Here is a 25,953-nt window from a genome sequence, read left to right as displayed (position 1 = left end):
TCATAAGGAAAGATCATGTTGGACGCCCTTACGCTCGATCAGCTACGGACATTCGTCACGATTGCCGACAGCGGCAGCTTCCGGTCCGCAGCTCAGAAACTTTCACGCGTCCAGTCGGGTGTAAGCGCAACCATCGCCAACCTTGAGAACACTCTTGGCGTTGAACTGTTTGACCGTTCTGGGTACAAGCCTACCTTGACATCACAGGGACAGTTATTGCTTGGCAACGCCCGCGACATCATTCTGCGAGTGGACGTATTACGAGCCCAAGCGCAGGGCTTCGCGCATGGTGTCGAAACGGAACTCGCGATTTCTGTCGATACGCTCTTCCCGATGCGGGAGGTCGCCCGCGCAATCTCACAGATGCGACATGATTATCCTGCTGTTGCCGTTCATGTATGGTCGGAAGCCATGGGCGGTCCTCTCGATGCGCTTCGAAAGAACCGTTGTGCGCTTTCGGTGATGGTTGGTGAAGAGTTCCGCGACCCCCGCATCAAGTTTGAGCCGCTGAAAACCGTAAGGCAGGTCTCGGTCGTCGCTTCGACCCATCCGCTGGCCCTCCGCGATGAGGGCCGTCCACTGGAGCTGATGGATGTTGCCGATCATCTCCAAATTGTTCTGACCGATCCATCCGACATATCCGCAGGCCGAGATTTCGGGGTCGTTTCATCAAAGACCTGCCGCGTCAACTCCCAGGATACCAAACACCAGCTCATCCTCGGGGGAGCAGGCTGGGGGCGGCTCCCCTATTGGCTAGTTGAACGGGACTTGGAACAAGGAACGCTGGTGTGCCTCAATGTCAGCGCCGTAGGTTTCAATGGCGAGGTCACGTCGAGTGCTTATGTCGCCCACCGCCGCGACGAGGCGCTAGGTCCCGCAGCGCAGAAACTTGCCGATCTGTTGATCAGCCAGGAATTTGTTGATCAGAGCGCGTTAAACACTCCGTTTTAAGGTTCCCACGTCCTGACCCGATCCGAGCGCCCGGCTTCCGCTCCGCTTTGGCCGTGGGGATTGCTTGCGGCTTTGTTCTTAGGAGCGGCGCGTGGGCTCGCTAGTGCACGATCGGGACGGTCTCGCGAGCAATACTCAGGATGCGAGTTTCCACTCTAGTTAGCAGCTTCGATCCGCCAGCGGGGGAACCCTTCGTTTTGATAGCCCCCCTGTACCTTGCGAGCCGGTTCGGCCGCAATGCCCTCCGGATCAGAGGTTGCGAGGCGCTGGACTACGAGGTGCGGCTCCCGGTTGCCGGTCTTTCAGAGACTGACGCTTCGTTGTGAGTATGCTGATGAGAACCAGGAGTACCCCTAGAATCTGGACTAACGTTAGAAATTGACCGAGAAAAACCCACCCGAGGATCACGGCGGTCAACGGGCTGAGGAAGCCTAGGGACGACACGAGTGCGGGCTCAAGACGGGATACACCACGAAACCAGATGATGTAGGTTGCTGCGGCCCCGATCAGACCAAGCCACAGGAAACCTGCCATATTCTGCAAGCTCGGTGACGGCAGCATGGGTTCGAGCAAAAGTGCCAGAACAGCCAACAACAATCCGCCTGCCGTCAGTTGCCAGGCCGTGAACGTCAGAGCTGAGACGGGAGGTTGCCACTTGCGGCTCAGCACTGTTCCGAATGCCATCGAGACTGCCGCCCCCGTGCCCGCAAAGATGCCAATCATGTCCAGCTTCGCATTCGGAGCCAGCACAAGAAGCCCGACACCGCCTATTCCGACCAAGGCCGCAAGAATCCCACCAAGCTTCAACCGCGCGTCCATCAGGACACGGGCAAGAACGACCACGACCAGAGGTTGGATAGAGCCGACAGTTGCAGCGACGCCTCCAGGCAGCCTATAGGCCGATACGAACAAAAGTGACCAGAAGACTGTGAAGTTGAGAATCCCGAGAATGAAGCTGCGCCACCACCACACTCCTGTAGGCAACTGCCTGACGATCGCGAGAAGCAAAAGACCCGCCGGGAGTGCCCTGAGCGCCGCAACTGTGACAGGATATCCAGATGGCAGAAATTCTGTCGTGACGATATAGGTGCTGCCCCAGACCGTCGGAGCAATCGCGGTTATCAAAACATCGACGCCATGGCCGCGACACCCCGAGGAAGAACTGTGACCGGCCGTTGTTGTATGTGTCATGATCATGCGAACTCCAGTACTTCGCGCAGATCACACCGGGGTTTCTGCGGCCAGTTATTGGCCGTGGCTTTCCCGACAGTCATCAGCAGGACGGGGACTTCATCACCGGCAAGTCCGAAGTCTCTACTGACCGCAATGGGATCGAAACCAACCATGGCCCCCGTTGCCAGGCCGTAACCGGCTGCCGCGTACATCAGGTTCGCAGCGCCGAAAGTCGCAGATCGGATCGCTTCGTCGCGCTGCATTTGCGGATCATTCCCATACATGTGGTGAACAGCATCAACCCAGCCGAGCGCAACTGTTTCCGGCATGAACCCCGCAGTAACGGAGAGGCGAAGAATTCGCTGGAGATCAATCGTTTTGGGATTGCGACCGCAGACGATGAAAGTGGCGGCCGCTGCCTTTATTTTGTCTTGTCGACCCGATGCCTCCCACAACAGCTCTTTTGCCGTCAGCGAGCGTACAGCGATGAAACGCCAGTTCTGAAGATTGAATGCGGTTGGTGCGAGTGTGGCCAGTCGAACAAGCTCACAGAGCATCGCATCATCGATGCTTGCATCTGTATCGTAGTGGTTGGTCGAAACGCGACGTTCGATCGCGTCGATGATAGTTTCGGGCTCGTGGTTGATTTGATGCAAAGGCACAATGGCTATCTCCATTTCAAGATAGCGGCAATTTATAACCCTTCTTCCATTTGTTAATGATCGAACTTATATCGACACTCGAAACAGAGAGTATTGAATATGGAACGATTAACAGCTCTTACGGCTTTTCGCCGCACTGCTGAGAAAGGCAGCTTCGCAGAAGCTTCAAGAGGCCTTGGGATGACTCCTGCCGCGATAGGAAAGAACGTTGCCGAGCTCGAAGCTAGGCTTGGCGTTCGCCTGTTCAACAGAACCACGCGACGGATGAGCCTGACAGAGGCCGGATTGATGTACCTCTCGCGCATTGTACCTCTTCTTGACGGGCTTGATGAGGCGGATCAGGCTATGGGGCCGCTCAATTCGAAGCCGATTGGTACGCTTCGCGTCGCGGCGCCGATGACCACGACCTTGGTCTGCCTATCACGAGCTATTCCGAAATTTCTCGAGCAATTTCCTGATATCAAACTGGACCTTGACCTGAACGACAGGCGTGTTGATATCGTTCGCGACGGTTTCGACCTTGCGATCCGCGGAAGCGACGCGCTCGAGGACACGAGCCTTACAGCTCGCAAACTGATGACCCTACCGCACGTCTTGTGCGCGTCACCTCGATACCTGGAGGCTGCGGGAACACCCGTGACACCTGAAGATTTGAAGGGGCATAACTGTATCCGTTTCAGTCTTTCCGGCCATGCCGACGTTTGGGAGTTCTACAACGGGGACGAGCGAGTATCGGTCCCAGTACAAGGTCGCTATTCGGTTACGACCAGCCTCGCGGTTCGCGATGCCCTGTTGGAGGGCTTTGGCCTGAGTTTGATACCCTTACGTTACGTGGCTGAGGATCTTGCCACTGGCCGCCTCGTTTCTCTTTTGCCAGACTGGACCAAGGTTGAATTGTCGGTCTATGCCATCTATCCGTCTAGGCATCAACTTTCGCCGAAGCTCAGGGTATTCCTCGATTTCGTGGTCGCGGAATTGCGGCAATTCTAATTAGCAGGTCATGGGCCAACTGCAGTCTTCCGCAATGTGGCAATCCCCGTCGCGTAGCATTCTCTTGCCTTTCCAAGCTGTTGCTCCTCTTATCATGCTTCGACGTCTGAGTAGGGGTGGCGAGTGGAGTGATGACTTTTGCGTTTATGAATAGAGAGCAAGGGACGTCATGGCATTGGGGACCGAAGTTGCTCAAATGATCAGCAAAAGCAATTCGTAGATGAGAACGGTTCGCCATACAAAACTTTCGCGCAACTTGCAGGATAATTGCGTCAACAGATCTGGCCGCCTTTAACGTGTAAAGAAATTGCGACCCAGCCTGCTGCGTTCTCTGAAACCACATTATGAGTGCATAACCACTCACCTGAGTTTTTGGCATTCATAGTTGGGCATTCGGTCAGCGGGAATTTGCCGCTCCTCGCGCGCATTTTAAAAAAGAGGCCGGTGATCTCTATGTCGATCCAGTTTTCGAGCAAGCTTGTGGTTCCAGCACGCTGATCACAATTGCAATATGAATAATTAGGTAACTTCTTGTGCATAGCGACGAAGGTGATCAAGCAAGCTTGCCGCATAACTAGGTAGTTGTAATTCATTCCTTACGCAAAGGTAGAGATTGCGATCGGCCCACCCCTCATCAATTTCCGTGACGTTTATAGCCATGTAGCGCCCGTAACGAAGCGCAGCCGATTGTGGGACAATTGCTATGCCTGCACCGCATTTAACCATGAGACAAACGCTTTCAAAGTTCTCGGCTCGGGTCCGGTAATCGACGGCGCGGCCGAGCTCATTGGCAAGCCTGCTCATAAACTGCATCAAGGCTGTGTGTTTTGGCAAACCAATTAATTTGAAATCGAGGATTCTAGAATAGTTCACGGGCGATGCTGCAAGCGGATGTTCGATTGGCGTAACAAGGACTAGCCTGTCGGGCACAAAACGCCAGCTTTCCAAGCCGCTCATGTCTGCAGAAGATGCGACAATGCCAATGTCTGCTTCTCCGTTTCTTAGCAAGCTCACGACTTCAAGACTAGGTTTGTCCTCGACGCTGACCGTCACATCGGGGTGTGCTGCAAGAAATGTCCCAAGGGTATGAGGGATATGTTCCGCTAACATATTCGTGTTCGATAGTAACCGTACATGACCGCCGCGACCATCGGAAAAATCATCAAGTGCGGTCTGTGCCCTCCGCGCATCGTCGATAATCTTGCGCGCGTTCCGCGCAAAAATTTCACCTGCAAGCGTCGGGCGAATACCGCGCCCCGTTCTGTCGAACAGTTTGAGATTAAAGGATTCCTCCAACTTTTTTAGTCGCGCACTGACTGCCGCCACAACAATATTGTTCTGATTTGCAGCAGCGGTGAGGCTACCACCTTCGATGGCGGATACAAAAATGCGCAGGTCAATTAGATCGAATTTCACAGGTCAAGCTTTCACGTATGATGAAATCTGAATTTAGCAAAGACTGATTTTCTTATCTAGTCACTTGGAGCTATTCCAAACAACAGGCCACGGAACATCGCATACCCAACTCTCTGAATTATTGAAGAGAATAGGAATGTCCAAGAAATTTCGATTCTTGGATTGCTATGCTTGTCCCGTTTCGAGCGAGGCGAGCAGGTTGTTTTCGGAAAGAGAGCAACCTTCGGCTCGCATTGAATTATTCATGCTTCATGAAAGCTCGTTCAGAATGTCGCAATCAGGCAGCTTCAAGCAATACCCCGTTGCACCCCGTCCTTCATGGAAAGCACTCCTTGGCGCAACAGCCGTTTTTGTTATGGCATTCGGATCAGAGGCGATAGCTGATGAGCCGAATGCGGAACTGATCGCCAAGGGGCGCTATATTGCCACTGCATCGGATTGTGCAGCCTGCCACACGGCGCCTCACGGCGGTCAGCCCTTTGCAGGTGGTTATGGCATCACGTCACCGCTTGGCACGATTTTTTCGACAAATATTACGCCATCAAAGGCCGATGGCATTGGCACTTACACTGAGGAAGAATTTGCGCATGCCGTCCGTGATGGTGTTGCGAAAGATGGTTCGCATCTTTATCCGGCTATGCCTTACACGGCCTATGCGAAGATGACAGACGAAGACGTGAAAGCGCTTTACGCCTATTTCATGCATGAGGTGAAGCCAGTTGATCATCAGCCGCAGAAGACTGAACTGCCGTTCCCATTCAGCGTACGTACGTCAATGGCGGCATGGAACCTTCTGTTCCTTGATAAGACGCGTTTCACCTCGAATTCCAACAAATCTCAAGAGTGGAACCGTGGTGCATATCTCTCTGAAGCGCTGGCACATTGCAGTACTTGTCATACACCACGCAATGATCTGATGGCCGAGCGGGCTAGCCAAGCACTTTCCGGTGGTTCGCTCGGTTCCTGGTATGCGCCAAACATTACCTCTGATCCAGTCAGTGGTATTGGTGACTGGTCACAGGATGAATTGGTGCAATATCTGCGCACAGGTCATGTTGCGGGCAAGGCGCAGGCGGCAGGTCCTATGGCAGAAGCCATCGAACACAGTCTCCAGCATTTGACCGATGAAGATCTGAAAGCGATTGCGGTATACGTAAAGGATGTGGCTCCGGTTTCGTCCGGCACCAAAACTCCGCGCGACAAGTTCGGCAAACCATCAGTAACAGAATATGCGTTGCGCGGTCTTCCGGGGGAAAAACCAAATGAAAGTGGCTTCCGGATTTTCAGTGGTGTTTGTGCAAACTGCCATCAGATGAATGGTGAAGGCAACAAGCATTATCCGTCGCTGTTCCACAACACGGTTACGGGTGCAGAGCGTTCAGACAATCTACTTTCCGCAATCCTATTTGGTGTCAATCGCACGGTAGACGGGGAAACGGCATTCATGCCGGGTTTCGGTCCAGATGCTTTCTATACAGACCATCTTTCCGATCAAGATGTTGCCGATGTCAGCAACTATGTGCTGGCGCAATACGGTAATCCGGATGTCAAAGTGACGCCCGCCGATGTCAAACTGATCCGCGAGGGTGGACCGAAGCCGCTGATTGCCAAACTCGCACCATTTGCGGCACCGGCGATCGTGATCGGTATTCTGATCCTTATAACGGTCATTGTCTGGCTGGTTCGTCGCCGCAAGCGTCTAATGCGCGCCTGATCGGCTTTTTTCTTTGTTTGCCCATAGCATTGAGCACTCCCTCAGGAGACCAGTAATGCCAGTTGATAATTTTCTGGACACCGCTTTCGGTCGTCAAATCTCTCGCCGATCTGTCTTGCGCGGAACTGTTGCACTTGCAGCGCTCGGCGCCATAGCCGCTCTGGCCGGCCCGCTGCCTGCAGCTGCAGCCGATGCAACGCAGCAAGACTTCATGCAGCTCTCGACGTTTCTGACCGGCCATAATCTCGATCCGGTGTTGGGTAGCCGCTATTTCGCGGCCCTGCAAAAGCGGAATTCCGGTTTCGTAGCGCAGATGAATGCGCTCGGTTCGGTCGTTAAGCAGAGTGATGCTGCAAATATGGACGCATTTCTTGAGTTGCCTTCCGTTGATGCAAAGCTGATGGAAACCGCAACCAAAATTGTGTCGGCCTGGTATCTCGGCGTGGTCGGTGAGCCGGAAGATGCAGAGCTTATAGCTTACGGAGAAGCGCTGATGTACCGCCCGACGCGAGGCATTCTGGCGATCCCAACCTATGGACCTGGCCCAGACGCCTGGGGTCCGAAACCTGATACCAAGATCTGACAGGAAGAGAAAAATGGCAAACGACGCATATGATGCGGATCTGATCGTTATCGGTTCGGGCGTAATGGGCGGGATCATTGCCAGCAGCCTTGCAAAAGCTGGTAAGAAAGTGATCGTGCTGGAAGCGGGTCCGCGCGTAGATCGCCGCGATATTGTTGAGACTTTCCGCAATGCTCCTGTGAAGCTTTCGCTGGCCAATGCTAAGTTGCAGGGCGCAGGCTCGCCGTTTCCGAACCTGCCACACGCACCATCCACCTATGGTGATTATCTCCAGCAGGTGGGTCCAGTGAAGTACAACACCTCATACCTGCGTGTCGTCGGCGGTACGACATGGCACTTCGGTTCGTCGCTTTGGCGTATGATCCCAAACGACTTCCGCCTGAAGTCGCTTTATGGCCATGGTCGCGATTGGCCGGTGAGCTATGATGAACTCGAGCCATTTTACGCTCGCGCTGAAACGGAGCTCGGTGTCAGCGGCGTCGATGGTCAGGATGAAAGCGGGCAGGGGGGGAGTGCCTATCCGCCGCGTTCGATTCCTTATCCGATGCGTGGTCTGAAACCGAGCTATATGTTCACTCAGCTTTCGGAAAAGCTCTCAAGGGGCGGTTTTAACCCGATCCTTGAGCCGAATGGCCGCGCAACGCGCCCTTATGGCCAGCGTCCGGCCTGTGGTGGCAACAATAACTGCAACCCGGTTTGTCCGATTGCTGCAAAATATGATGGTTCGATGCATATCGACGAAGCCGAACGCCATGGCGCGATCATTCGGGACAATTCTGTTGTCTGGAAGATCGATGCTGATGATGGCGGTAAGATCACCGCAATCTGGTACAAGCGCTCGGATGGTTCAGAGCATAAGCTCACCGCACGTTATTTCGTGATGGCTGCTTATGGCATTGAATCTCCGAAGATCATGCTACTTTCAAAGTCTGATCGTTTCCCCAACGGTATCGCGAATTCATCTGATCAGGTTGGTCGCAATCTGATGGACCATACCGGCATCAGCATGAATGTGATGGCGAAGGAAGATTTCTGGCCAGGTGAAGGTCCAACCCAGCTTCTTGTTTATCTCAATCAGCGCGATGGTGAATTCCGCAAAAATTATCCAAGCTATAAGATCAAGGTTCGGAACACCGTTCCGACGGGTCAGACAACCGCGAGCCTTTTGAAAAAGGGTGTTCTTGGTTCAAAGCTTGATGCCGAAATTCGCCGAAATTCGGCGCGCTCGTTGAACTGGGCAGTGGATTTTGAAACTTTGCCCTTGGCTGAAAATCGTGTCCTCCCAAGCACGGATAAGGTTGATGCGCTGGGTATTCCTGTTCCGTCAATCTATTACAGCGTGACCGATTACTGGAATGCAGGCCGCGACCGCGCATTGCAGGACTTTGATCAGATCGCCAAGCTTCTGGATGCAGACATCGTCAGCACCGATGTGAAATGGCAGAACCGCCAGCACATAATGGGCACAACAATCATGGGCGACGATCCAAAGAATTCGGTGGTGGACCGCGACTGCCGCACGCATGATCATCGCAACATGTTCATTGCGGGCACCAGTGTCATGCCTTCTTCGTCTTGCGTAAATCCAACGCTGACAGGTGCGGCGCTTAGTGTGCGCATCGCTGATACTTTGATAAGGGAAATCTAAGCAGGAAGTTAGCGGCACGCAGACGTTAACTTTACTGAAGCCTGCGTTTGCAAGGATGCGATTGCGGCCCCGAATTGTTCATCAATATTTGAGAGCAATTCGGGACGGTAACTTTCTGGCCGCCACGCAGGCTAGCTGTGCAATGTGTTGGCAGTATCCAAGATACCAACAGCAGAACGTTATATTCTATCGCTTGGGAACTTCTTTCAAAAAGTTGCCAAGTTCATCGCTGTATAGCTCCGCTACATTACTGGTTGTCGCATGTCCGCGGGTTTTACTGCTCGCAGGGATTATCAGATAACTGCCATGTGGCATCCGACCAACTGCGGATTGCAGATGGCCGAGCTCTTCCGGATTGCGCTCATCATCAGCTGCGTTGATCGCAAAAAGATAGCTGGTGATTTTCTCAAGATCCTTTGATGGATCGAAATCTTGAGAAGCGTTCCACTGATAAAGTGTGTCATTTGCATCCGTGATTTTTGCCTCAGCGAGTTTTGTGTCGACATAGGTACTGGCTTCCGCATTTGTGGGGGCGGCTTGCCACAGTCGGGTATTGCCACCATTGGTCGCAAGATCATACCAGACAGAAGCGACACGAAGATTTTCTGGTTGGGTCTCGTAATTGCCGCTTTGCCAAGCGGGATCGGTCGTGATTGCATCAATAAGCATTCTGCGCATCATCCAGTTTCGTCCGGCCATCGGTGCCGGAAGGGACGCCATAGGGACCAGTGCATCCGCAAAATCCGGATAGCGAATTCCCCAGTTCCAAACATGCATCCCGCCCATTGAATGTCCAAGAATGAGGCGCAAGTGATTGAGTCCGAGGCCTTCCTTGACCAGCCGATATTGCGCTTCAACCATATCGTCATAATTGTAATGCGGAAATCTCATGCGTAATCCATCCGAGGGCTTTTGCGACCCGCCCGCACCGATGGAGTCCGGCAATATCAGAAAGTACTTTTGGGCATCGAGTGGTTGTCCGGGACCAAAGAGAGCTTCCGAAAATCCCTTGTTCAGCATCTTCTTGGCTGATCCATTGGTGCCATGCAAAATCAGTACCGCTTCGCCAGCGGGGTTGCCGATGGTCAAGTAGTGCGTTTTCAGATCCATGGTACTGCCATCATGGAAGCGAAAATTTTTGATCGTGTAGTCGTGCTCTACCGGCTTAGGATAGTTTTCAGCCATGACTTGGTTTGACGCTTGAAAGGTCATTAAAAGAATTGCTGTGAGCAGCAAGGCCCCACGTTTTACATGGCGTATCATGTACAGTTCCTCCTCCATTAAACTACGATATTGTGTTCTCCAACCCTCCCTGTCTGAAACAGTTTCCCGTGAGTGTTTGAGAGTGCCCAACAAAAAAGGCGGGGCAAAACCCCGCCACTCAGGCTTATTCCGCTAGTTCTCGCATGACCTTGATCAGATCTGTTTTTCCTTCAAAGCCGATGCCTGGAAGGTCAGGCATGACGATGTGGCCATCTTCGACCTTCACACCATCCGGGAAACCGCCATAAGGCTGGAAGAGGTCAGGATAGCTCTCATTGCCGCCAAGCCCCAGCCCAGCTGCAATGTTCAGGGACATCTGATGGCCACCATGAGGGATGCAACGAGAAGGCGACCAGCCCAGTTGATCGAGCACATCAAGCGTTCGAAGATATTCGACAAGGCCATAAGAAAGTGCGCAGTCAAACTGTAGCCAGTCCCGATCCGGGCGCATACCGCCGTAGCGGATGAGGTTCCGCGCATCCTGATGTGAGAACAGGTTTTCACCGGTTGCCATCGCACCGGGATAGAATTCGGAGAGAGCGGCCTGAAGCTGGTAATCGAGCGGATCGCCTACTTCTTCGTACCAGAACAAAGGGTATTCACGCAGCATTTTTGCATACGCTATGCCGGTTTCAAGATCGAAACGACCATTCGCATCAACGGCCAGCCGGGCTTCTGTTCCGACTTCTTCAAGAACGGCTTCGATACGGCGCTTGTCTTCGTCGATGGATGCACCGCCAATTTTCATTTTGACGACATTATATCCGCGGTCGAGATAGCTGCGCATTTCTTTACGCAGAGCAGAATCGTCTTTGCCCGGATAATAATATCCGCCAGCCGCATAAACGAAGACACGCGGGTCCGCCTCCACACCCTTGGCTTCTGCGAGAAGGCGGAAAAGCGGCTTTCCAGCAATCTTTGCGACTGCATCCCACACGGCCATGTCGATTGTACCAACTGCAACCGAGCGTTCGCCATGCCCGCCAGGCTTTTCATTGGCCATCATAGCGGCCCAGATTTTATGTGGGTCGAGATTATCGCCGGCTTCGTTGAGCAGGCTTTCAGGGTCTGCCTGCAGGATACGATCCCGGAAACGTTCACGGATGAGGCCGCCCTGTCCATATCGACCATTCGAGTTAAATCCATAACCCACAACCCGGCGGCCATCACGGACGACATCAGTAACGACTGCCACGAGGCTTGCCGTCATTTTGCTGAAGTCGATATACGCGTTACGGATCGGCGAAGAGATCGGTTTAGTCACTTCACGGACTTCAATGATGCGCATGACATATGTCTCCTATTCTACTTTATTCTTCATGCTAGGCATGCTGATGAGTGGCTTCTGGCACTGCCTGAGCGGTTATTTTCCGCGGGGTTTGGCCTTTTTGTTCGGCGATGACCTGACGTACCGTGTTCATATCCAGCTCTCCTTCCCATTTGGCGATTGCAATCGTTGCAACGCCATTTCCGATCAGGTTCACGACAGCGCGTGCTTCGTTCATGAAGCGATCCACGCCCAATAGCAGGACCAAGCCAGCTACGGGTACGGTGTGAAAGGTGGAGAGGGTTGCGGCGAGAGTGACAAAGCCTGCTCCGGCGACGCCTGCCGATCCTTTGGAAGTGAGCAACAAGACGCCCAGGATACCTAGCTGACCCCAGAGGCTAAGATCGGTATTGGTGGCCTGCGCGATAAAAATTGCGGCCATTGTCAGATAGATACAGGTGCCATCAGCGTTGAAGGCATAGCCTGTTGGCAGCACCAGCCCGACGACGGGTTTGCTGACACCAAGGCGTTCCAGCTTGGCCATCATGCGTGGCAGTACCGCTTCTGTGGAACAGGTGGCCAGGGTGATGAAGATCTCATCTTTGAAGTATCGGAAGAACTGAAGAAGCGGAAAGCCTGACCATCGTGCCACGGTTCCGATGACGAGAACTACAAAAAGGATGGATGTCAGATATACCGCGAGCATCAGGTGGCCGAGTGACCAGATTGTCCCAATACCGTGTTTGCCAATTGTATAAGCAACGCCAGCGCCGGCGCCCAATGGCGCGAGCTTCATGACCATTCCAACGATACGGAAAAGCGCCTGCAGCGACACATCGATCACATCGACGAAAGGTTTCGCTCGCTCGCCGATCTGTACCAGGGCGACCCCAAACAGAAGCGCGATCAGAATGACTTGCAACATTGCGCCGGAAGCAAATGCACCGACAATGGTTTGTGGAATGATATCCAGAAAGAAATCAATGACGCCGCCGTGTTCGGCCGCAGTCTTTTGATACCCGGCAATTGATGATGTATCGATCTGACTGGCATCAATGTTCATGCCCGCACCTGGTTGCATCAGATTAACCACAATCAAGCCCAGTACCAGAGCAATCGTGGATGCGATCTCGAAATAGATGAGCGCAACGGTTCCAATACGGCCCACTTCGTGGACATTGCCCATTTTCGCGATACCCAAGACCACAGTTCCGAAAATGATCGGTGCGAGCAGCATCTTGATGAGTTTGATAAAGCCGGTTGCAAATGGTTGCAGTGAGGTCGCAATGTCAGGCCAGAAGAAGCCGATCAGGCCGCCAATGACAATTCCAATTAAAACCTGGATATAGAGCTGACTTAACAGTCTTCTCATTATTTCCTCCCAATAAAGAAGAGCTGCTACCTTCGTACTCCCGGCAGCACGTCTCTCATGTGAGGAAATTCATAACGTCGGATAACTGAAAATGACCAATGCCAACTATCACATGATCAATGCCAATCTTGCATAGATAGATTTGCGATATCCGTCTCAGACCTTCGAGTGGGCGTTTACCGCCTTTTGCCAGAACTGCTCTGCATGAAGGCTGAGACGTGTGGTCGGGCGGATAAGTGTAATGTCCACCGGAATGTCGAATTCATGGCCGCCAGCGCGTGCCAGTTGACCGGCTTTTATATCACGTTCCGCCAATGAAAGTGGCACCCAGGCGACACCCTGACCCTCCTTGACCATCTCAAGCAAGGTCGCAGCAAGGTCAGAGCTAAACTGGGTCTGAAGAGCCGGTCGCGATCTGTTCTCCGACCAATATTCTTCCAAAATACGACCAAGGCCAGAGGCCGAGGCATAGCTCAGTTGTGGTATCGGTCTGTCTGCCGTTGCTCGATCAAGGCTCCATCGTGGTTCACCATTTTCATCAGGAGCCGAGAGAGGGACAAGCACATCCTGGCTTATTGTCTGGGACATAAACTGGCGCGTCGTCAGCTTGTTTTTTGTTTCGGGACGGCGATGGCAGATCAGGAAAACTGCGTCTCCGCTCAATAGTAACGCTTCACATTCGGCATAACTGTCGGTGATCAGGCTTGCAGAGTTGATGCTGGAATGGCCAATGGTTTGCAGCATCCATCGTGGCACGAATGTAAATGAAAGTGCGTGAGTGGAGGCGATCGATAAGTTTCGCTCTGCCTTGCCAGCCGCTTCGCGCGTTTCCTCGCGGGCACGTTTGATATCGCGGATGATAACGCTGGCACGTAAATAGAAAATGCGACCAGCATTGGTAAGCGCAACAGAACGGCTAGTCCTTCTCAGCAAAGGTGCTCCAAGCCATTGCTCGAGCATTTTTATGCGTCTGCTGAAGGCTGGCTGCGTAACATTGCGCCGTGTCGCTGCAGCTGAGAAGTTCAACTCATCAGCCAAGGTTATGAAATCTTCAAGCAGATCGATGTCCATCCTTGTGCTTTCTGAATTTGGAAGTTCGCATTTTTTGCAGAAGCTATCCCAAGTGCACCATCCAGGTCGAGCTATAATGCCGTTTTAGGCGCTGATCGTTTTAATTGGCCATCAATCACATCGGCGGCAGTTCAGGCTTATGACCCGTATTTGAAGATTTTTGGGTGTAAGTCATGAGGTTGGTCAAAGAGCGTTTAGTGAAAGAGAAGTGGCACGGGAAGTCGAAGCAGCAAGGGTTGAATGGAATTTCTGGCTAACTTTGAATTAAATGTCCGAAAGAGGAAACACCATGACGTGGCGACCGCGCCGGAACCACAGCCCAGCTTATTAAGGAGAACCTAGCGTTTGCCGCGCGCATTTTCTGGTAGACGCCAATGGTAAGAATAAAAAACTTTGTTTTTCGGCGTTTTGGCAAGGTAACGGTCGCGCTTTCAAGGAGTGCATGCTCCGACGTCTATGACTTACATCCAACGAGCGAAAATGCTTAATAGCAGAAATGACCCAACCTACATCTGACCAAATCGAACTACTCGCCATTGCCTTTGAGCGCTTCACCCGTCGTTTCAAGGTCTTGGAGGCAGCGGCAGCGATGCAGAACTCGCTCAACGCCCTCGATATTCAGGCGCTCCTTTTCATAGATGAACATCCCGCTTGTAACCTGGGAGATGTCGCGCGCCACCTTCAGGTAGCACTGACGACAATGTCGTCTTCGGCTGACAGGCTGGTACGCCGGGAAATGATTGAACGACAGCGCCCCGAAACGAATCGCAGGTCGGTCGCCCTGTCCATCGCCGAAAAAGGAAAGCAAGCAGTTACAGGCTATATTGATGGATATCGGGCCTCTTGCAAAGCAATGCTTCAAGCGCTCGATCCCGCTGACCAGGCCGAGTTCTTACGGCTGACACAGCAAATTGCTAAATACGATACTTGAATAATACGAAATTCGTAGTATGTCTCTGCCATAGAAATGACCAGGGACACTTCGATGACTCACACCTCGCTCACCGCTCTCATCACCGGAGCAAACAAGGGTATCGGCCATGCCATCGCGTGGCAGCTGGGTAAAGCTGGACACACCGTTTGGCTGGGTTGTCGGGACATTTCACGCGGTCAGATTGCAGCGCGCGAACTGCTTGGTGACGGGATCGATGCTCGTCCAGTCCAACTTGATGTTACTGACGCTGAAAGCGTTTCCGAAGCCGTCAAAGCTGTCGAGAGCGCGGTAGGTCATCTGGACGTATTGGTAAACAACGCCGGACTTATGTTTGGCCAACCACCTTCACTTGCTGAGGAGTCAATTGATGAGATGCAGCGAATGTTCGACACGAACGTATTCGGAGTGATGCGTGTCACTCAAGCCTTCTTACCCTTGTTGCGAAAATCCAAGGCAGCGCGGATCGTGATGATGAGCAGTGGCCTTAGTTCGTTGACGGATGCTCTCGACATGCGAAGCGAAACATGGACGGTTGGTTTTGGCGGGTACTGCGCCTCAAAGACCGCATTGAATATGTTGACCGTCAAGCTCGCAAAAGAACTGGATCGGGAAGGGATCAAGGTAAACGCAGTCGATCCCGGCTTAACCTCGACAGACATGACAGGAAACGGAGCTGGGCATTCGCCTGAAGTGGGCGCTCGACCTGCCGTAGCTCTAGCAACGACGCACGCATACGGGCCCACAGCAGGGTTCTTTGCTTGCACTGCATCTGGCGACCTCCTTCAAAAAAGCTGGTAATCCTTGTCCTGAAGAAGTTAGATGTGCTCCGCTATTCCGTGTTCCCATTTACTGCTTCGCGGCAGCCGCTGATCATCAATCACGACACAGGTTGCATGAAAAGGTGACATTCATGCCGCGCAATCGTCCAGCTCGTCACGATCGTCATCGACCGAGATGTCTTGAGCCGTGGTCAAGGCCTTGCGGCAGATTTTCAATTACTTGCCGATAAAAGTGATCTTCAGGATATTTCTTCCCGCCTCTGACCAGCCAGCTTCGCAGGCCGCGCCACGTTGGTGATTGCGCATCGACTTGCGACAATCACGAATGCCGACCGCATCGTCGTGGTTGAGGCTGGGCAGATTACCGAACAAGGCGATCATTCCGAACTCGTCGCTCGTAAGGATGGACGTTACCAAAAGCTTCACAGGGCGCAGCATGGGGGAGCCATCATTGTCGCTTATGATGAGATAATGCCGACTGCAAGCTTCGTGGGCGAATGATGAAAGGAAGAAAGGGGTTCTTTGAAGCTCATATCGTCACGAAATGAGCCGGCAGATTGCGGGTTCGTGCAATCAAAAATGTTCTTGATTGGAAATCTGAAAAGCGGATGGCTGCCGAGTATCCGAAACAAGGCAAGGTATTCGCGTCACCTAGCAGCGTCGTTTAAGCTATTGTCTTGCAAGTGTCGGACCCGATCTCCCGTCAACACCATGGGGGATTCTGCAATCTGCTCCGAGCGTACGGAGCAGGGCCAATGATGGTGTGGTGGCCATTCTGGATCTGGAAGACCAGATGAGCCTGGCTGATTGAAAGATCGGCAGTATCGTCAGGATACGCAAGTCCCATCTGTCCCTCGGAGCCAAGGAAATAAGCTCCATTGACGACGTGATTGATGGAAGTGCGCAAATCCGAAACAACATTACGAAACAAGCGCGGGTAGCCTGTGGGAAGCCATGCACCGCTAGGCAGTGTAACTCGGTCATAGGCTAGACCTGCCTGAGACTGGCCGGGCCGCACGCGGCCCTAGTTTGCAAGATCCGTAAAGGCTCTTGTTGCGGCGAAGGGTGCAGTTAGCAAAGTGCACTAGGCCTCTCTCACTTCATCGAAACCCAATCTTCAAGACATTCGCAGCGAACTTTGGTCTGTCGCTGCAGTCGGGTAGATGCCTGTTTTGAGAGGTGTGGCTCTCTTTCATGAACTTTACGCAAAATTGCTCCAAGTGCTTTCCGGCTTTCGCCACACCATTTTTCACTCGAATGCGTCAGACTTCCGAAGTTGAATTATCCAAGCGATCGTGTTCGCGTCGCGGTTGTGTTAGGAAGTGACATTATATGACATTGTCCTTGCGAAAGACGACGATAATACTACCTAACCTTGTAGGGATTGTTTGCATTTCGGCCGGTGCTTGAGGGGAATCGAGCCCATTGAAATCAGGAATAGTTGCCAGAAGCCTTTTGGGCTTGTTCAGATTGAGGACCGCAATAGCCAGTCCGTCGCAAAATCGGCGAAAGGTTGGGGCGGTAAAGCTATTTCTTGAATTGGCTGAAGTGCGCATTATGCCAACAAAGGTGCTTTTCAGGATCAAGAAACCTCTTAACTTCATCCAAATGCTCATCAGAATTGGCTTCCGCAGAGCTTGTGAATTGCAGCAGAAGCAAGCTTCGGTTCGCGTCATCAGTTTTAATGATAGTGATCAAAGTGTTTCGCCTCAGTTTTTGGCCAATATAGGAATGTCCTTGAAGGCCTGTCATGAGAGGGCGATGCATTCTCCAATCATTTTAGATCGTGATGCAATCAAGGCGCCGATGGATATATGGTCGTCGCGATCCTTTTTGCTTGGCTTGAGTTGCAGCGTTAATCGCCGCGTTAGGCCCGTAACCAAAGGCATCGAACCTGCGTGCCGAATAATTGAGAAACCTGTGCAATCAAAGGGTCTGAACCCGGTGATTACGCCCACCCCTTATGCTTATGGGAAAGCTTCGCGTAGTCGCACGAGCATGGAGAATGATCGCGCAGCGCAAAATTGCCTGATGTCCGATATTCATACCTTAGCGCCGGAACAGTGGTCTTTTACTCGCTGGCCGGTGCCGATTGGAATAACCGCCTAACCAGAGTTGGTCGCATCCGCTCTGACTGCTGATCAACTTGGAGGATTTAATGAAGAAATCAAGACGCCATTCCCGACGGCAGCGTGCATTACCTGGGATTTTCCCTGCACTGATTGGGCTTGGAACTTTTGGGATAGTGTCGATCTCAGGGGTCGCGTTGTTTCCCACAACAGCACTGGCGGCTAACGAATGCGGTGTTGGCGCAGACGTGACGTGCGGTCCGGCAGGCAATCCCTATGCATCCGGCATCCTATATGAGAACGATGTCGACCAGACGGTGAGAGTGGCGGCGGGGGTCGTTACCAATGCGGTTACGTCCTATGGCATTTCATTGACGGGTGCGGGTTCCCAGACTGTGGTTTTCGAAGGCGCAGTTGAACTAAATGTAAATGGTGGCTTTGCAGCTAATTCGGGCGGAGTTTCTTCAAGGGATGCAACCCGGTTTGATATAGACACAAGGCTTGGCACAATCAATGTCAACCAAGATACGAGTGGCATAAATGTCTTCTACCAAGGGAGCGCGACCGACAATCGAATTCTGACAGGCAATATAAATACCCTGGGATTCAACACGAGTGCGATGATCGTCGGCGCATTCCATCCTGACTCTGTCATCTTAATTGATACAAGGGGCGGTAAAATCACCAGTAATGGCGCTGGTGTTTATGTAACCTCGGAGGGAACAGCCAATATATTCACTGGTGATATCACGGTGAATGCAGATTCCTACCAATCAGCTCTCTACGTGCAGGGCAGTAAGGTGTTGAATATCGACACCACCGCAGGCACTATTGAAACCACAGGGATATTTTCGGACGCTGTTACGATTTATAATAGTGGCACGACGAAACTCACTACGGGCGACATTCGCACGGAGGGGCAAGACTCTGTCGCTGTCAGCGTCACGTCCTATGGCAGAAACTTTTTCCCGGGTGATGCTCTCCCGTCTCCTGGAAGCGTGAGCATCGACACCCGTGCAGGCGCCATCACCACTGAGGGCGATCAGTCGACTGGCATCAAATTCACAGGTGGTGTCGGATATGTGTATGATAACAATTCTGTCGTCACCGATTATATTGATGCAGCTGATTTAACGTTGCGCAGTGGTGCCATCTCTACGACGGGCAATTTGTCATCCGCCGTTGTCGTCATGGGTGGTGGTGTGGTGGACATCGATACGACCGCCGGCAAGATCATCACCGAGGGCGACGGTTCAGGCGGTGTTGTCGTCTTTGGTGACCGCAATGTGGCTGAGAATGTAACGGGTAGTTTGTCCGTTACGACCGGCAATATAGAGACCTCAGGCAATGCAGCATTTGGCGTAGCCCACTATGTTTATGCCGGGCCGTTGAATAATGAATCCATTTACTCCCCTCCTGCTTTCCCTGGCACGCCAACGGTCATGAACCTCAATGGCGAAATCATCGCAAGCGGGGATAATTCGGGCGGTGTTGTGTCGCTGCAGGCGGATGTCACGGCCCCTATTACCATCAATGCCAATGCCAACATTACTGCATCGGGTCAGAATTCGGTCGGCATTGCCGCCGGTTCCTATGATGGATCGGTCGAGATCAATATTGCTCAGAATACGGTGATCGAAGGCGGATGGTCGGCCACGCCAGGGGATTTGTCACCTGGTTACAGCGATACCGAGATAAATCAGACTGGTATTCAAGGAATTTTCGATTCCTATGGTGGTGTCGGCGGTGGCCTACCCGCAGCCGGCGTTGTCTTGTGGTCCGGGGCGGACGGGATATCTGCTGTCTTAAACAATAAGGGAACAATCGGTGCGCTGAGTGATCTTGCAATTACCCAAGGCGTCAGCTGTGGCACCAGTCGACATGTTTCGCCACCAGCACGCTTAGCGTCGCCTTCAGGAGGTGCCGCCAGGGCAATCCCGAGCAGCAATGGATGCACCACAAGTGGTGTCATCCAGGGATGGCAGGCGGATATTCCTGTCTATGAAGTTGCCTACCCAAGCACGACGGGTTCGGTTCACATCGTCAATGATGGTGAGATCAATGGCTTTGTGACCCTTTGGGGTGGCGCGCCTCACACGCTCGATAATGCGGGCAGTTTCAACATCCGCAATTTCTCCGATACCGACGGTGACGGCGTTCGTGATACCAAACGGGTCTCGGTCTCCGATTTCGGCGGACCGCAGGCTACCTTCAACAACCTTGATAGCGGTGTCGTGCAGCTCGCTGCGGTTAAAAATGCACCCGTGACGGACACAACTGGCAGCTATGTGCCAACGACCGGCACCGACAGCCGACCTTTGGATCCATCGTTTTACACAATCACTCGCGAAGGCGTGGCCCAGGGCCAGTTTGTCAATCTTCAGACCTTTAACAATGCAGGCACAATTGATCTGCGTGGAGAGGAAGTTGGCAACACGTTGATCATTACCGGCAGCGACACGGTTGGCGGTGCGGCAGGTGAAGGGGTCTTCGTGTCTCAAGGCGGCAGGTTCCTCACCAACGCCGTACTCAATGATGGCATCGCACCCGGAGGTGCATCGAACTCTTTTGCAGATGTGCTCATCGTTGATGGCACGGCGCTTGGTTCTGCTGCAACGAGCATCTTCGTGGGCAACAAGGGTGGTACCGGCGACCTGACGCCTGGCAACGGCATCATGTTGGTTGAAGTGCGTGATAAGAGCCGCTCTGAAGATGGCGTCTTTGCACTTGGCGATCATGGTTATACCGTTGATGGCCGTTCCGCTGTCACGCTCGGCAAGTGGTCATACTTGCTCTATCACAACGGCGTTAATGCTGGTGGTGTCGATGATACAGCGGACGGTAACTGGTATCTGCGTTCTCAGCTTACTCCAGTCGATCCGAGCGACCCCGTTGAGAACCCGACAACACCTGTTTACGAGAAGATTCCTTCTCACCTCGAGCATCTCATCGCACCATCGACCATGCAGCAGCGTGTGGGCAATCGCTACTGGAACAATCCAGCCGCACCGGCGGAAACCGTATTTTGTAAGGATCCATCAAAGAATTTTAAATGTGAGATCACATCCAACCAGGCTCAGTACTATCTCGATAGCAAGAACAACATTTTCATTGAGCAGAATGGTCTGTGGGGGCGTGTGGAAGGTGGCTATGGCCGGTTCAAGCCTAGCGTTTCTCATACCGCACAAGATAGCCGCGACAATTGGTGGAAGTTGCAGAGCGGCATCGACGGCCTGCTTTATGAGAGTGATGCTGGCAAGTTCATTGGCGGGATCAATGTCTCCTATGGCCAAGTTCGCAGCCGGGTGGATTCATGGCTTGGACGTCCCACCAATGGCGGTTCGACCGGCGAACTCAGCACAACAGGCTGGGGTGTAGGCGCTAGCTTGACATGGCTTGGCGAAAACGGATGGTATGTCGATGGGCAGGCTTCTGCTACCTGGTTTGATATGGATCTCGATTCCAATGCACTTGGCATGACGCTGGTTGATGGCAACAACGGCATGGGTTACATGGCGAGTATCGAAGCGGGCAAACGTATTGCCCTCAACGAAGCCTGGACCCTTATTCCACAAGCTCAGTTCTATTGGTCGCATGTTGATTTCGACAGCTTCACCGATCCACTGGGTCTGAATGTATCGATGGACCGTGGTGACAGTTTTGTCGGACGCTATGGTCTGGCGCTCGAGCAGCAGGAAACCTGGAAAGACAAGGACGACAAAACCCGTCGTTCCAGTATCTACGGTATCGTCAATCTCTATAACGAGTTCTTAGGCGAAACCCGTGTCAATTGGGCTGGAGAAACACTTGAACAGCGTGATGCCCGGTTCTGGGGCGGTGTCGGTCTGGGTGGCACCTATAACTGGAACGACGACAGGTATTCGATCTACGGCGAGCTTGCCGCTGAAACGAGCCTAGAGGACATCGGTGATAGCTATAAGCTTGGAGGCACCCTGGGGCTGCGCGTGAAATGGTAAGGCATTGCGGCTCGAACTGATCTCTTCTATTGGGGCGGAGCGGACAAGGCAAATGTGTCCGCTCCGCCCCAATAGGCGTTCTTCAGGCTGAAGGCAGTGAGGAGCCGACGAAGTTCGTAGCTGGATAGTTACTTGAGTTCTCGTGTCGACTTGATGTTAACGACAATCACTCAGAACATTTAATCGTTCTCGCAAATAGGAGAGGCTGGAGCGGGCAACCTCTACTGGATCAACGTTTCTATCGCCAAATCCCGTTTCTACCGTGAAATAGCCTTTATACTGATGTCTCAGCAGCGCCTTAAGCAGACTGTCCCAGTCTGCTTTACCCTTTCCAATCGCGGTGCGTCCTGTGTCGGCTGCGTGAAGGTGTATCAATGCATCGCTCATCGCGTCGACATAAGACGACAGGCTTTGTCCTTCAAAGTCTACATGACAACTATCAAACATGAGCCCGACATTGGTGGCTTCGCACTCAGCCATCATGCGTCGCGCGTCTGCAGCGCTATCAATCAGATTGGTGTCTGCTGTGGTGGGTTCAATGGCAATCTGGATTCCGGCCGCATTTGCATAAGCCGCAACCTGTTGCAGACAATTCAGACTATACGCCCAACCGTCAGACCGCGACATGCCTTGCGCGCGCCAGCCGCCGATATAAAGAACCATTCCGGCATCAAGCTCATGTGCGAGATCGATGATTTTTTTGTAATGATCGATTGTAGCCTGTCGTTCAGCTGCCAGAATTGAACAAGGGTTGCAGCCGAACCCTCCGCCAATTGCCGGTAAGAGGCTTGATATGGCAATACCTTCACCCTTTGCGGTCTTGGCGATTTCCCTGCGATCATCATTGGAAAGGTGATCTGGCCAGGCGTGGGGCGCACAGCATCCTATCTCGATAGCATCATAGCCAATTGCGGCCAGGATACGGATCGTCTCTTGAAGCGAATAGGTTGGCAAAAATGTCGGAAAACTGCTGAACGCGAAACTATTGAAGCAAAATTTCAAGCTACACCTTTTAAGCACGCAAAGTTACGGATGCCGGGCACAACGTGTCGGGCGTCACGGATCAATTTAATGACGTCACTGCAGCATTTCAGATGAGGGTTGCATGGCGCCGGTCATCATTGCCACCACATCTGACATTGAACATTCCGTCGGGCTTACCACGGCTAGTCGTTTTCCCAGCCGATGGATGTGAATTCGGTCCGCCAATTCGAAAACGTGGGGCATGTTGTGGCTGATGAGCACAATTGGTACCCCGCGCGAGCGCACGGTCTTGATCAATTCAAGAACCTTTTGAGATTCCTTGACGCCGAGCGCTGCTGTCGGTTCGTCCATAATGATGACCTTTGACCCGAAGGCTGCGGCGCGTGCAACTGCAATCCCCTGACGTTGACCTCCCGAAAGCGTTTCGACGGGCTGAGCGATATTCTGAATTGTCATCAGGCCCAGCTCGTTGAGCTTTTCGCGTGCTACACGGTCCATTGTTTGGCGATCAAGTTGTCGAAAGTACTTTCCCATCAAACCCTTGCTGTGAATCTCGCGGCCAAGAAACATATTATCGCTGATCGACAATGCAGGTGACAATGCCAGTGTCTGATAGACCGTTTCAATTCCTGCATGACGAGCTTCCATCGGGGATGAGAAATTGATCGGCTTGCCATCTAACAGGATCTCGCCACTATCGGGTTTAAGTGCACCAGAGAGAGCCCGGATCAGACTCGATTTGCCCGCACCATTGTCGCCGATGACTGCCAGAATTTCTCCCGGCATAAGCTCGAAATCTGCTCCATCTATGGCGACAACGCGTCCATATTTTTTGGATAGGCCTTTTGCCTGCAGTACCGGAGTGAGGGTCATGCTGATACCTTTCTGATCCACTGGTCGACAGCCACGGCAAGCAGGATCAGCCAGCCGATTGCGAAGAGTTGCCAAAGCACGTCGACGCCCGCAATGCGTAGTCCAGATTGGAAGACGCCTACAATGAGAGCTCCAATCAGGGGACCAAGGATGGAGCCGCGACCGCCAAAAAGGGATATTCCACCAATTACTACGGCGGTAATTGACTGCAGATTGCCCTCGAAGAAGCTGGTAGGAGATACTGAGCCCACACGCCCGATGGCAGACCAGCCAGCAAGGGCACAGATGAAGCCAGCAACGCCGTAAACTGAGATCAGGACGCGATCAGTGCGAATGCCAGCCAGCTTTGCAGCCTCAGGATCGTCACCCACTGCATAGACATGACGTCCCCAGGACGTACGTGAAAGCGCGTACCAGAGTATTGCAAACAGGGCGATCAGCAAAAGGGAACCGTAGCTGATCTGTGCCCCGAAAATAGAAACGGTTTTTCCAAAGAATTTGAGCGCTGGCGCTGCAGCGTCAATTTCAGTTCCCCTGATAGACTGCGCGCCGGATAAGTAAAGATTGAGTGCATAAAAGATGTTCCAGGTACCCAACGTCGCAATGAAAGGCGGCAACTTGACTTTGGTGATGAGAAATCCGTTGAAGAGACCAATTGCCGTGCCACACATAAAGGCGATCAGGAGTGCAAAACTGATGGGAACACCGAGCTTGACAGCAAGATTTCCAGCAATAACGGAACTAAGAACCATAACAGCTGCAACAGATAAATCGATGCCAGCAGTCAAAATGATCAAGCTTTGGGCGGCTGCGAGAATGCCAATAATCGAGACTTGCTGCACAATCAGCGACATGTTGTAGGCGGAAAAAAAGCGGTCTCCAGCCACAATTCCAAAGCCAATCAGGGCCAGAATGAGTACGACGAGTGGCACTGAAGTAGGGTAGCTGTGGAAGAACCGCTGGAGGCGGGTGAGAAGCCCGGCATTGGGTGTTTCAAACCGCGCATGATCTGGTTGATCGGTTGCGACTTTAGGCAGGACTTCCTGCGATGTCTGGGCGTTTGACATGACAACCCTCTGTGTTCATGGCCTTGGCGATCGCGGATGGCCGTTGAAAAACCACCCGCATTCGTCGTCAGAATTTTATGGAATACCGGACTAACCCCAGCATTTTTTGAGCGCTTCTTCCGACGAAATCGATTTCGTACCTTCGACAGGATGGTCGGTAACAAGCTCGGTGCCAGTGTCGACAAAATCCAATCCATCTGAGGCTTGTGGCTTCTTTCCGCTATCGACGTATGTCTTGATAGCTTCCACACCCATCGACGCCATCTGCAATGGGAACTGCATAGATGTCGCTCCGATAATGCCTTGTTTGACGTTATTGACGCCAGGGCAACCACCATCAATGGACACAATGGTAATCTGGTCTTCAAGTCCTGCGGCCTTGATCGCTTCATGTGCGCCGGCTGCAGCGGGCTCGTTGATAGTGTAGACCAGATTTATCTCCGGATTGACTTGTAACAGGCTCTCCATAGCCGTGCGTCCACCCTCTTCGTTGGAGTTACTGGCTTCATTTCCAACAATCCGGCTGTCGTCCTCATCGCCAATACGGGTCTTGTCTTTGATGTCGATCCCGAAACCAGACATGAAGCCCTGATTACGCATGTAATCGACTGTAATTTGTTGGGCATTAAGATTGAGAAGGGCAATTTTCGCATCGCTGGCTTTCTCTCCCATACGACCTTTTGCCCATTCACCGATCAGGACACCCGCTTTAAAATTGTCGGTAGCGAAGGTCGCATCGGCTGCGTCGGCGGGTGCGAGTGGTGTGTCGAGTGCGACAACCAATACACCTTGATCGCGCGCCTGCTTTACCACAGGTACAAGTGCACTTGAGTCATTTGGCACCAACAGGATGCCTTTTGCGCCCGCCGCAATGCAGGACTCAATCGCTGAAATCTGTGTGTCGACATCTCCTTCCGCTTTGCCCGCATAGCTGAGTAGTTTCATACCCAGTTCTGCAGCCTTAGCGGTCGCGCCTTCCTTCATTTTTACGAAGAAAGGATTGTTCTCTGTTTTCGTTACTAAGCAGACGCTTGTTTCGTTGGCGTGGGCATTGCCATAACAAAATGTGGCGATCGCCAGGGTCGAAGCGATAAGTGTGAAATGTTTCCGCATCATTCCTCCCAGTGCCGGTGTAGCCGGCTTCAAAAAATTGCGACCAG

Annotated in this window: 21 protein-coding genes; 9 read left to right on the top strand and 12 right to left on the bottom strand. The window is 52.6% G+C overall.

Annotation, left to right across the window (positions count from 1 at the left end):
* Nucleotides 1-15: 15 nt before the first annotated feature.
* On the top strand, nucleotides 16-951 hold the full coding sequence (locus KMS41_22340; protein ID QWK80480.1) for a LysR family transcriptional regulator: 936 nt from the start codon (nucleotides 16-18) through the stop codon (nucleotides 949-951).
* A gap of 249 nt (nucleotides 952-1,200) precedes the next feature.
* Here the strand turns inward: KMS41_22340 and KMS41_22335 are convergent, their stop codons facing one another.
* Both KMS41_22335 and KMS41_22330 read right to left on the bottom strand, forming a co-directional pair.
* Nucleotides 1,201-2,142, bottom strand: coding sequence for a DMT family transporter (locus KMS41_22335; GenBank protein ID QWK80479.1), 942 nt, complete (start codon nucleotides 2,140-2,142; stop codon nucleotides 1,201-1,203).
* Nucleotides 2,143-2,144: 2 nt separating this feature from the next.
* Nucleotides 2,145-2,801, bottom strand: a complete 657-nt coding sequence (locus KMS41_22330) for a nitroreductase family protein (GenBank protein ID QWK80478.1) — start codon at nucleotides 2,799-2,801, stop codon at nucleotides 2,145-2,147.
* A gap of 84 nt (nucleotides 2,802-2,885) precedes the next feature.
* On the opposite strand from KMS41_22330, the gene KMS41_22325 reads away from it, so the two are divergent.
* Nucleotides 2,886-3,776 (top strand): LysR family transcriptional regulator, encoded by an 891-nt coding sequence (locus tag KMS41_22325; GenBank protein QWK80477.1) that lies wholly within the window; start codon nucleotides 2,886-2,888, stop codon nucleotides 3,774-3,776.
* A 519-nt stretch (nucleotides 3,777-4,295) separates the two neighbouring features.
* On the opposite strand, the gene KMS41_22320 is transcribed toward KMS41_22325, so the two are convergent.
* Nucleotides 4,296-5,192: a LysR family transcriptional regulator gene (locus KMS41_22320; protein ID QWK80476.1), complete on the bottom strand. Its 897-nt coding sequence runs from the start codon at nucleotides 5,190-5,192 to the stop codon at nucleotides 4,296-4,298.
* 355 nt (nucleotides 5,193-5,547) lie between these two features.
* Here KMS41_22320 and KMS41_22315 point away from each other — a divergent pair, with 355 nt between their 5' ends.
* The 3 genes from KMS41_22315 to KMS41_22305 are packed head-to-tail and all read left to right on the top strand — an operon-like array spanning nucleotide 5,548 to nucleotide 9,137.
* Nucleotides 5,548-6,906 (top strand): cytochrome c, encoded by a 1,359-nt coding sequence (locus KMS41_22315; protein ID QWK81177.1) that lies wholly within the window; start codon nucleotides 5,548-5,550, stop codon nucleotides 6,904-6,906.
* Between the two features lie 55 nt (nucleotides 6,907-6,961).
* Nucleotides 6,962-7,489: a sorbitol dehydrogenase family protein gene (locus KMS41_22310; GenBank protein QWK80475.1), complete on the top strand. Its 528-nt coding sequence runs from the start codon at nucleotides 6,962-6,964 to the stop codon at nucleotides 7,487-7,489.
* 13 nt (nucleotides 7,490-7,502) lie between these two features.
* Entirely contained in the window at nucleotides 7,503-9,137 is a 1,635-nt protein-coding gene (locus KMS41_22305) for a GMC family oxidoreductase (protein QWK80474.1), read from the top strand.
* A 186-nt stretch (nucleotides 9,138-9,323) separates the two neighbouring features.
* Here the strand turns inward: KMS41_22305 and KMS41_22300 are convergent, their stop codons facing one another.
* From KMS41_22300 to KMS41_22285, 4 genes are all read right to left on the bottom strand, one after another.
* Nucleotides 9,324-10,418, bottom strand: a complete 1,095-nt coding sequence (locus KMS41_22300; protein QWK81176.1) for an alpha/beta fold hydrolase — start codon at nucleotides 10,416-10,418, stop codon at nucleotides 9,324-9,326.
* Nucleotides 10,419-10,524: 106 nt separating this feature from the next.
* Nucleotides 10,525-11,688 (bottom strand): mandelate racemase/muconate lactonizing enzyme family protein, encoded by a 1,164-nt coding sequence (locus tag KMS41_22295; protein QWK80473.1) that lies wholly within the window; start codon nucleotides 11,686-11,688, stop codon nucleotides 10,525-10,527.
* A 34-nt stretch (nucleotides 11,689-11,722) separates the two neighbouring features.
* Nucleotides 11,723-13,039, bottom strand: a complete 1,317-nt coding sequence (dctA, locus tag KMS41_22290) for a C4-dicarboxylate transporter DctA (GenBank protein ID QWK80472.1) — start codon at nucleotides 13,037-13,039, stop codon at nucleotides 11,723-11,725.
* 156 nt (nucleotides 13,040-13,195) lie between these two features.
* Nucleotides 13,196-14,110 (bottom strand): LysR family transcriptional regulator, encoded by a 915-nt coding sequence (locus tag KMS41_22285; protein QWK80471.1) that lies wholly within the window; start codon nucleotides 14,108-14,110, stop codon nucleotides 13,196-13,198.
* A 496-nt stretch (nucleotides 14,111-14,606) separates the two neighbouring features.
* Between KMS41_22285 and KMS41_22280 the strand changes: the two genes are divergently transcribed.
* A complete protein-coding gene (locus KMS41_22280) occupies nucleotides 14,607-15,041 on the top strand; it encodes a MarR family winged helix-turn-helix transcriptional regulator (protein ID QWK80470.1) in 435 nt (144 codons plus the stop codon).
* A gap of 36 nt (nucleotides 15,042-15,077) precedes the next feature.
* Entirely contained in the window at nucleotides 15,078-15,842 is a 765-nt protein-coding gene (locus KMS41_22275) for an SDR family oxidoreductase (protein ID QWK80469.1), read from the top strand.
* Between the two features lie 197 nt (nucleotides 15,843-16,039).
* On the opposite strand, the gene KMS41_22270 is transcribed toward KMS41_22275, so the two are convergent.
* A complete protein-coding gene (locus tag KMS41_22270; protein ID QWK80468.1) occupies nucleotides 16,040-16,261 on the bottom strand; it encodes a hypothetical protein in 222 nt (73 codons plus the stop codon).
* Between the two features lie 987 nt (nucleotides 16,262-17,248).
* Here KMS41_22270 and KMS41_22265 point away from each other — a divergent pair.
* Together KMS41_22265 and KMS41_22260 are read left to right on the top strand one after the other, a co-directional pair.
* Nucleotides 17,249-17,932 (top strand): hypothetical protein, encoded by a 684-nt coding sequence (locus KMS41_22265; GenBank protein QWK80467.1) that lies wholly within the window; start codon nucleotides 17,249-17,251, stop codon nucleotides 17,930-17,932.
* Between the two features lie 49 nt (nucleotides 17,933-17,981).
* On the top strand, nucleotides 17,982-21,869 hold the full coding sequence (locus KMS41_22260) for an autotransporter outer membrane beta-barrel domain-containing protein (protein ID QWK80466.1): 3,888 nt from the start codon (nucleotides 17,982-17,984) through the stop codon (nucleotides 21,867-21,869).
* Between the two features lie 156 nt (nucleotides 21,870-22,025).
* On the opposite strand, the gene KMS41_22255 is transcribed toward KMS41_22260, so the two are convergent.
* The 4 genes from KMS41_22255 to KMS41_22240 form a co-directional block, all read right to left on the bottom strand.
* Nucleotides 22,026-22,823 carry a sugar phosphate isomerase/epimerase gene (locus KMS41_22255; GenBank protein QWK80465.1) on the bottom strand — a complete coding sequence of 266 codons (798 nt, stop codon included), beginning with the start codon at nucleotides 22,821-22,823 and terminating at the stop codon, nucleotides 22,026-22,028.
* A 123-nt stretch (nucleotides 22,824-22,946) separates the two neighbouring features.
* Nucleotides 22,947-23,726 (bottom strand): ATP-binding cassette domain-containing protein, encoded by a 780-nt coding sequence (locus tag KMS41_22250; GenBank protein ID QWK80464.1) that lies wholly within the window; start codon nucleotides 23,724-23,726, stop codon nucleotides 22,947-22,949.
* Nucleotides 23,723-24,793 carry an ABC transporter permease gene (locus KMS41_22245; GenBank protein ID QWK80463.1) on the bottom strand — a complete coding sequence of 357 codons (1,071 nt, stop codon included), beginning with the start codon at nucleotides 24,791-24,793 and terminating at the stop codon, nucleotides 23,723-23,725. The genes KMS41_22250 and KMS41_22245 overlap by 4 nt, the downstream gene beginning before the upstream one ends.
* A 90-nt stretch (nucleotides 24,794-24,883) precedes the next feature.
* A complete protein-coding gene (locus tag KMS41_22240) occupies nucleotides 24,884-25,909 on the bottom strand; it encodes a substrate-binding domain-containing protein (protein QWK80462.1) in 1,026 nt (341 codons plus the stop codon).
* Nucleotides 25,910-25,953 lie beyond the last annotated feature (44 nt).

Origin of the sequence: Ochrobactrum sp. BTU1 (genome assembly GCA_018798825.1) — a bacterium.
GTDB lineage: Bacteria > Pseudomonadota > Alphaproteobacteria > Rhizobiales > Rhizobiaceae > Brucella.
The sequence above is the reverse complement of the archived record's forward strand: the minus strand, read 5'-3'. Positions and strand labels throughout refer to the sequence as shown.

What these genes read in the sequence shown, in the direction of transcription:
- KMS41_22340 (QWK80480.1), top strand. Translation starts at nt 16, where the DNA reads ATGTTGGACGCCCTTACGCTCGATCAGCTACGGACATTCGTCACGATT.
- KMS41_22335 (QWK80479.1), bottom strand. Translation starts at nt 2,142, where the DNA reads ATGACACATACAACAACGGCCGGTCACAGTTCTTCCTCGGGGTGTCGC.
- KMS41_22330 (QWK80478.1), bottom strand. Translation starts at nt 2,801, where the DNA reads ATGGAGATAGCCATTGTGCCTTTGCATCAAATCAACCACGAGCCCGAA.
- KMS41_22325 (QWK80477.1), top strand. Translation starts at nt 2,886, where the DNA reads ATGGAACGATTAACAGCTCTTACGGCTTTTCGCCGCACTGCTGAGAAA.
- KMS41_22315 (QWK81177.1), top strand. Translation starts at nt 5,548, where the DNA reads ATGGCATTCGGATCAGAGGCGATAGCTGATGAGCCGAATGCGGAACTG.
- KMS41_22310 (QWK80475.1), top strand. Translation starts at nt 6,962, where the DNA reads ATGCCAGTTGATAATTTTCTGGACACCGCTTTCGGTCGTCAAATCTCT.
- KMS41_22305 (QWK80474.1), top strand. Translation starts at nt 7,503, where the DNA reads ATGGCAAACGACGCATATGATGCGGATCTGATCGTTATCGGTTCGGGC.
- KMS41_22300 (QWK81176.1), bottom strand. Translation starts at nt 10,418, where the DNA reads ATGGAGGAGGAACTGTACATGATACGCCATGTAAAACGTGGGGCCTTG.
- KMS41_22295 (QWK80473.1), bottom strand. Translation starts at nt 11,688, where the DNA reads ATGCGCATCATTGAAGTCCGTGAAGTGACTAAACCGATCTCTTCGCCG.
- dctA (QWK80472.1), bottom strand. Translation starts at nt 13,039, where the DNA reads ATGAGAAGACTGTTAAGTCAGCTCTATATCCAGGTTTTAATTGGAATT.
- KMS41_22285 (QWK80471.1), bottom strand. Translation starts at nt 14,110, where the DNA reads ATGGACATCGATCTGCTTGAAGATTTCATAACCTTGGCTGATGAGTTG.
- KMS41_22280 (QWK80470.1), top strand. Translation starts at nt 14,607, where the DNA reads ATGACCCAACCTACATCTGACCAAATCGAACTACTCGCCATTGCCTTT.
- KMS41_22275 (QWK80469.1), top strand. Translation starts at nt 15,078, where the DNA reads ATGACCAGGGACACTTCGATGACTCACACCTCGCTCACCGCTCTCATC.
- KMS41_22270 (QWK80468.1), bottom strand. Translation starts at nt 16,261, where the DNA reads ATGCTGCGCCCTGTGAAGCTTTTGGTAACGTCCATCCTTACGAGCGAC.
- KMS41_22260 (QWK80466.1), top strand. Translation starts at nt 17,982, where the DNA reads ATGAAGAAATCAAGACGCCATTCCCGACGGCAGCGTGCATTACCTGGG.
- KMS41_22250 (QWK80464.1), bottom strand. Translation starts at nt 23,726, where the DNA reads ATGACCCTCACTCCGGTACTGCAGGCAAAAGGCCTATCCAAAAAATAT.
- KMS41_22245 (QWK80463.1), bottom strand. Translation starts at nt 24,793, where the DNA reads ATGTCAAACGCCCAGACATCGCAGGAAGTCCTGCCTAAAGTCGCAACC.
- KMS41_22240 (QWK80462.1), bottom strand. Translation starts at nt 25,909, where the DNA reads ATGATGCGGAAACATTTCACACTTATCGCTTCGACCCTGGCGATCGCC.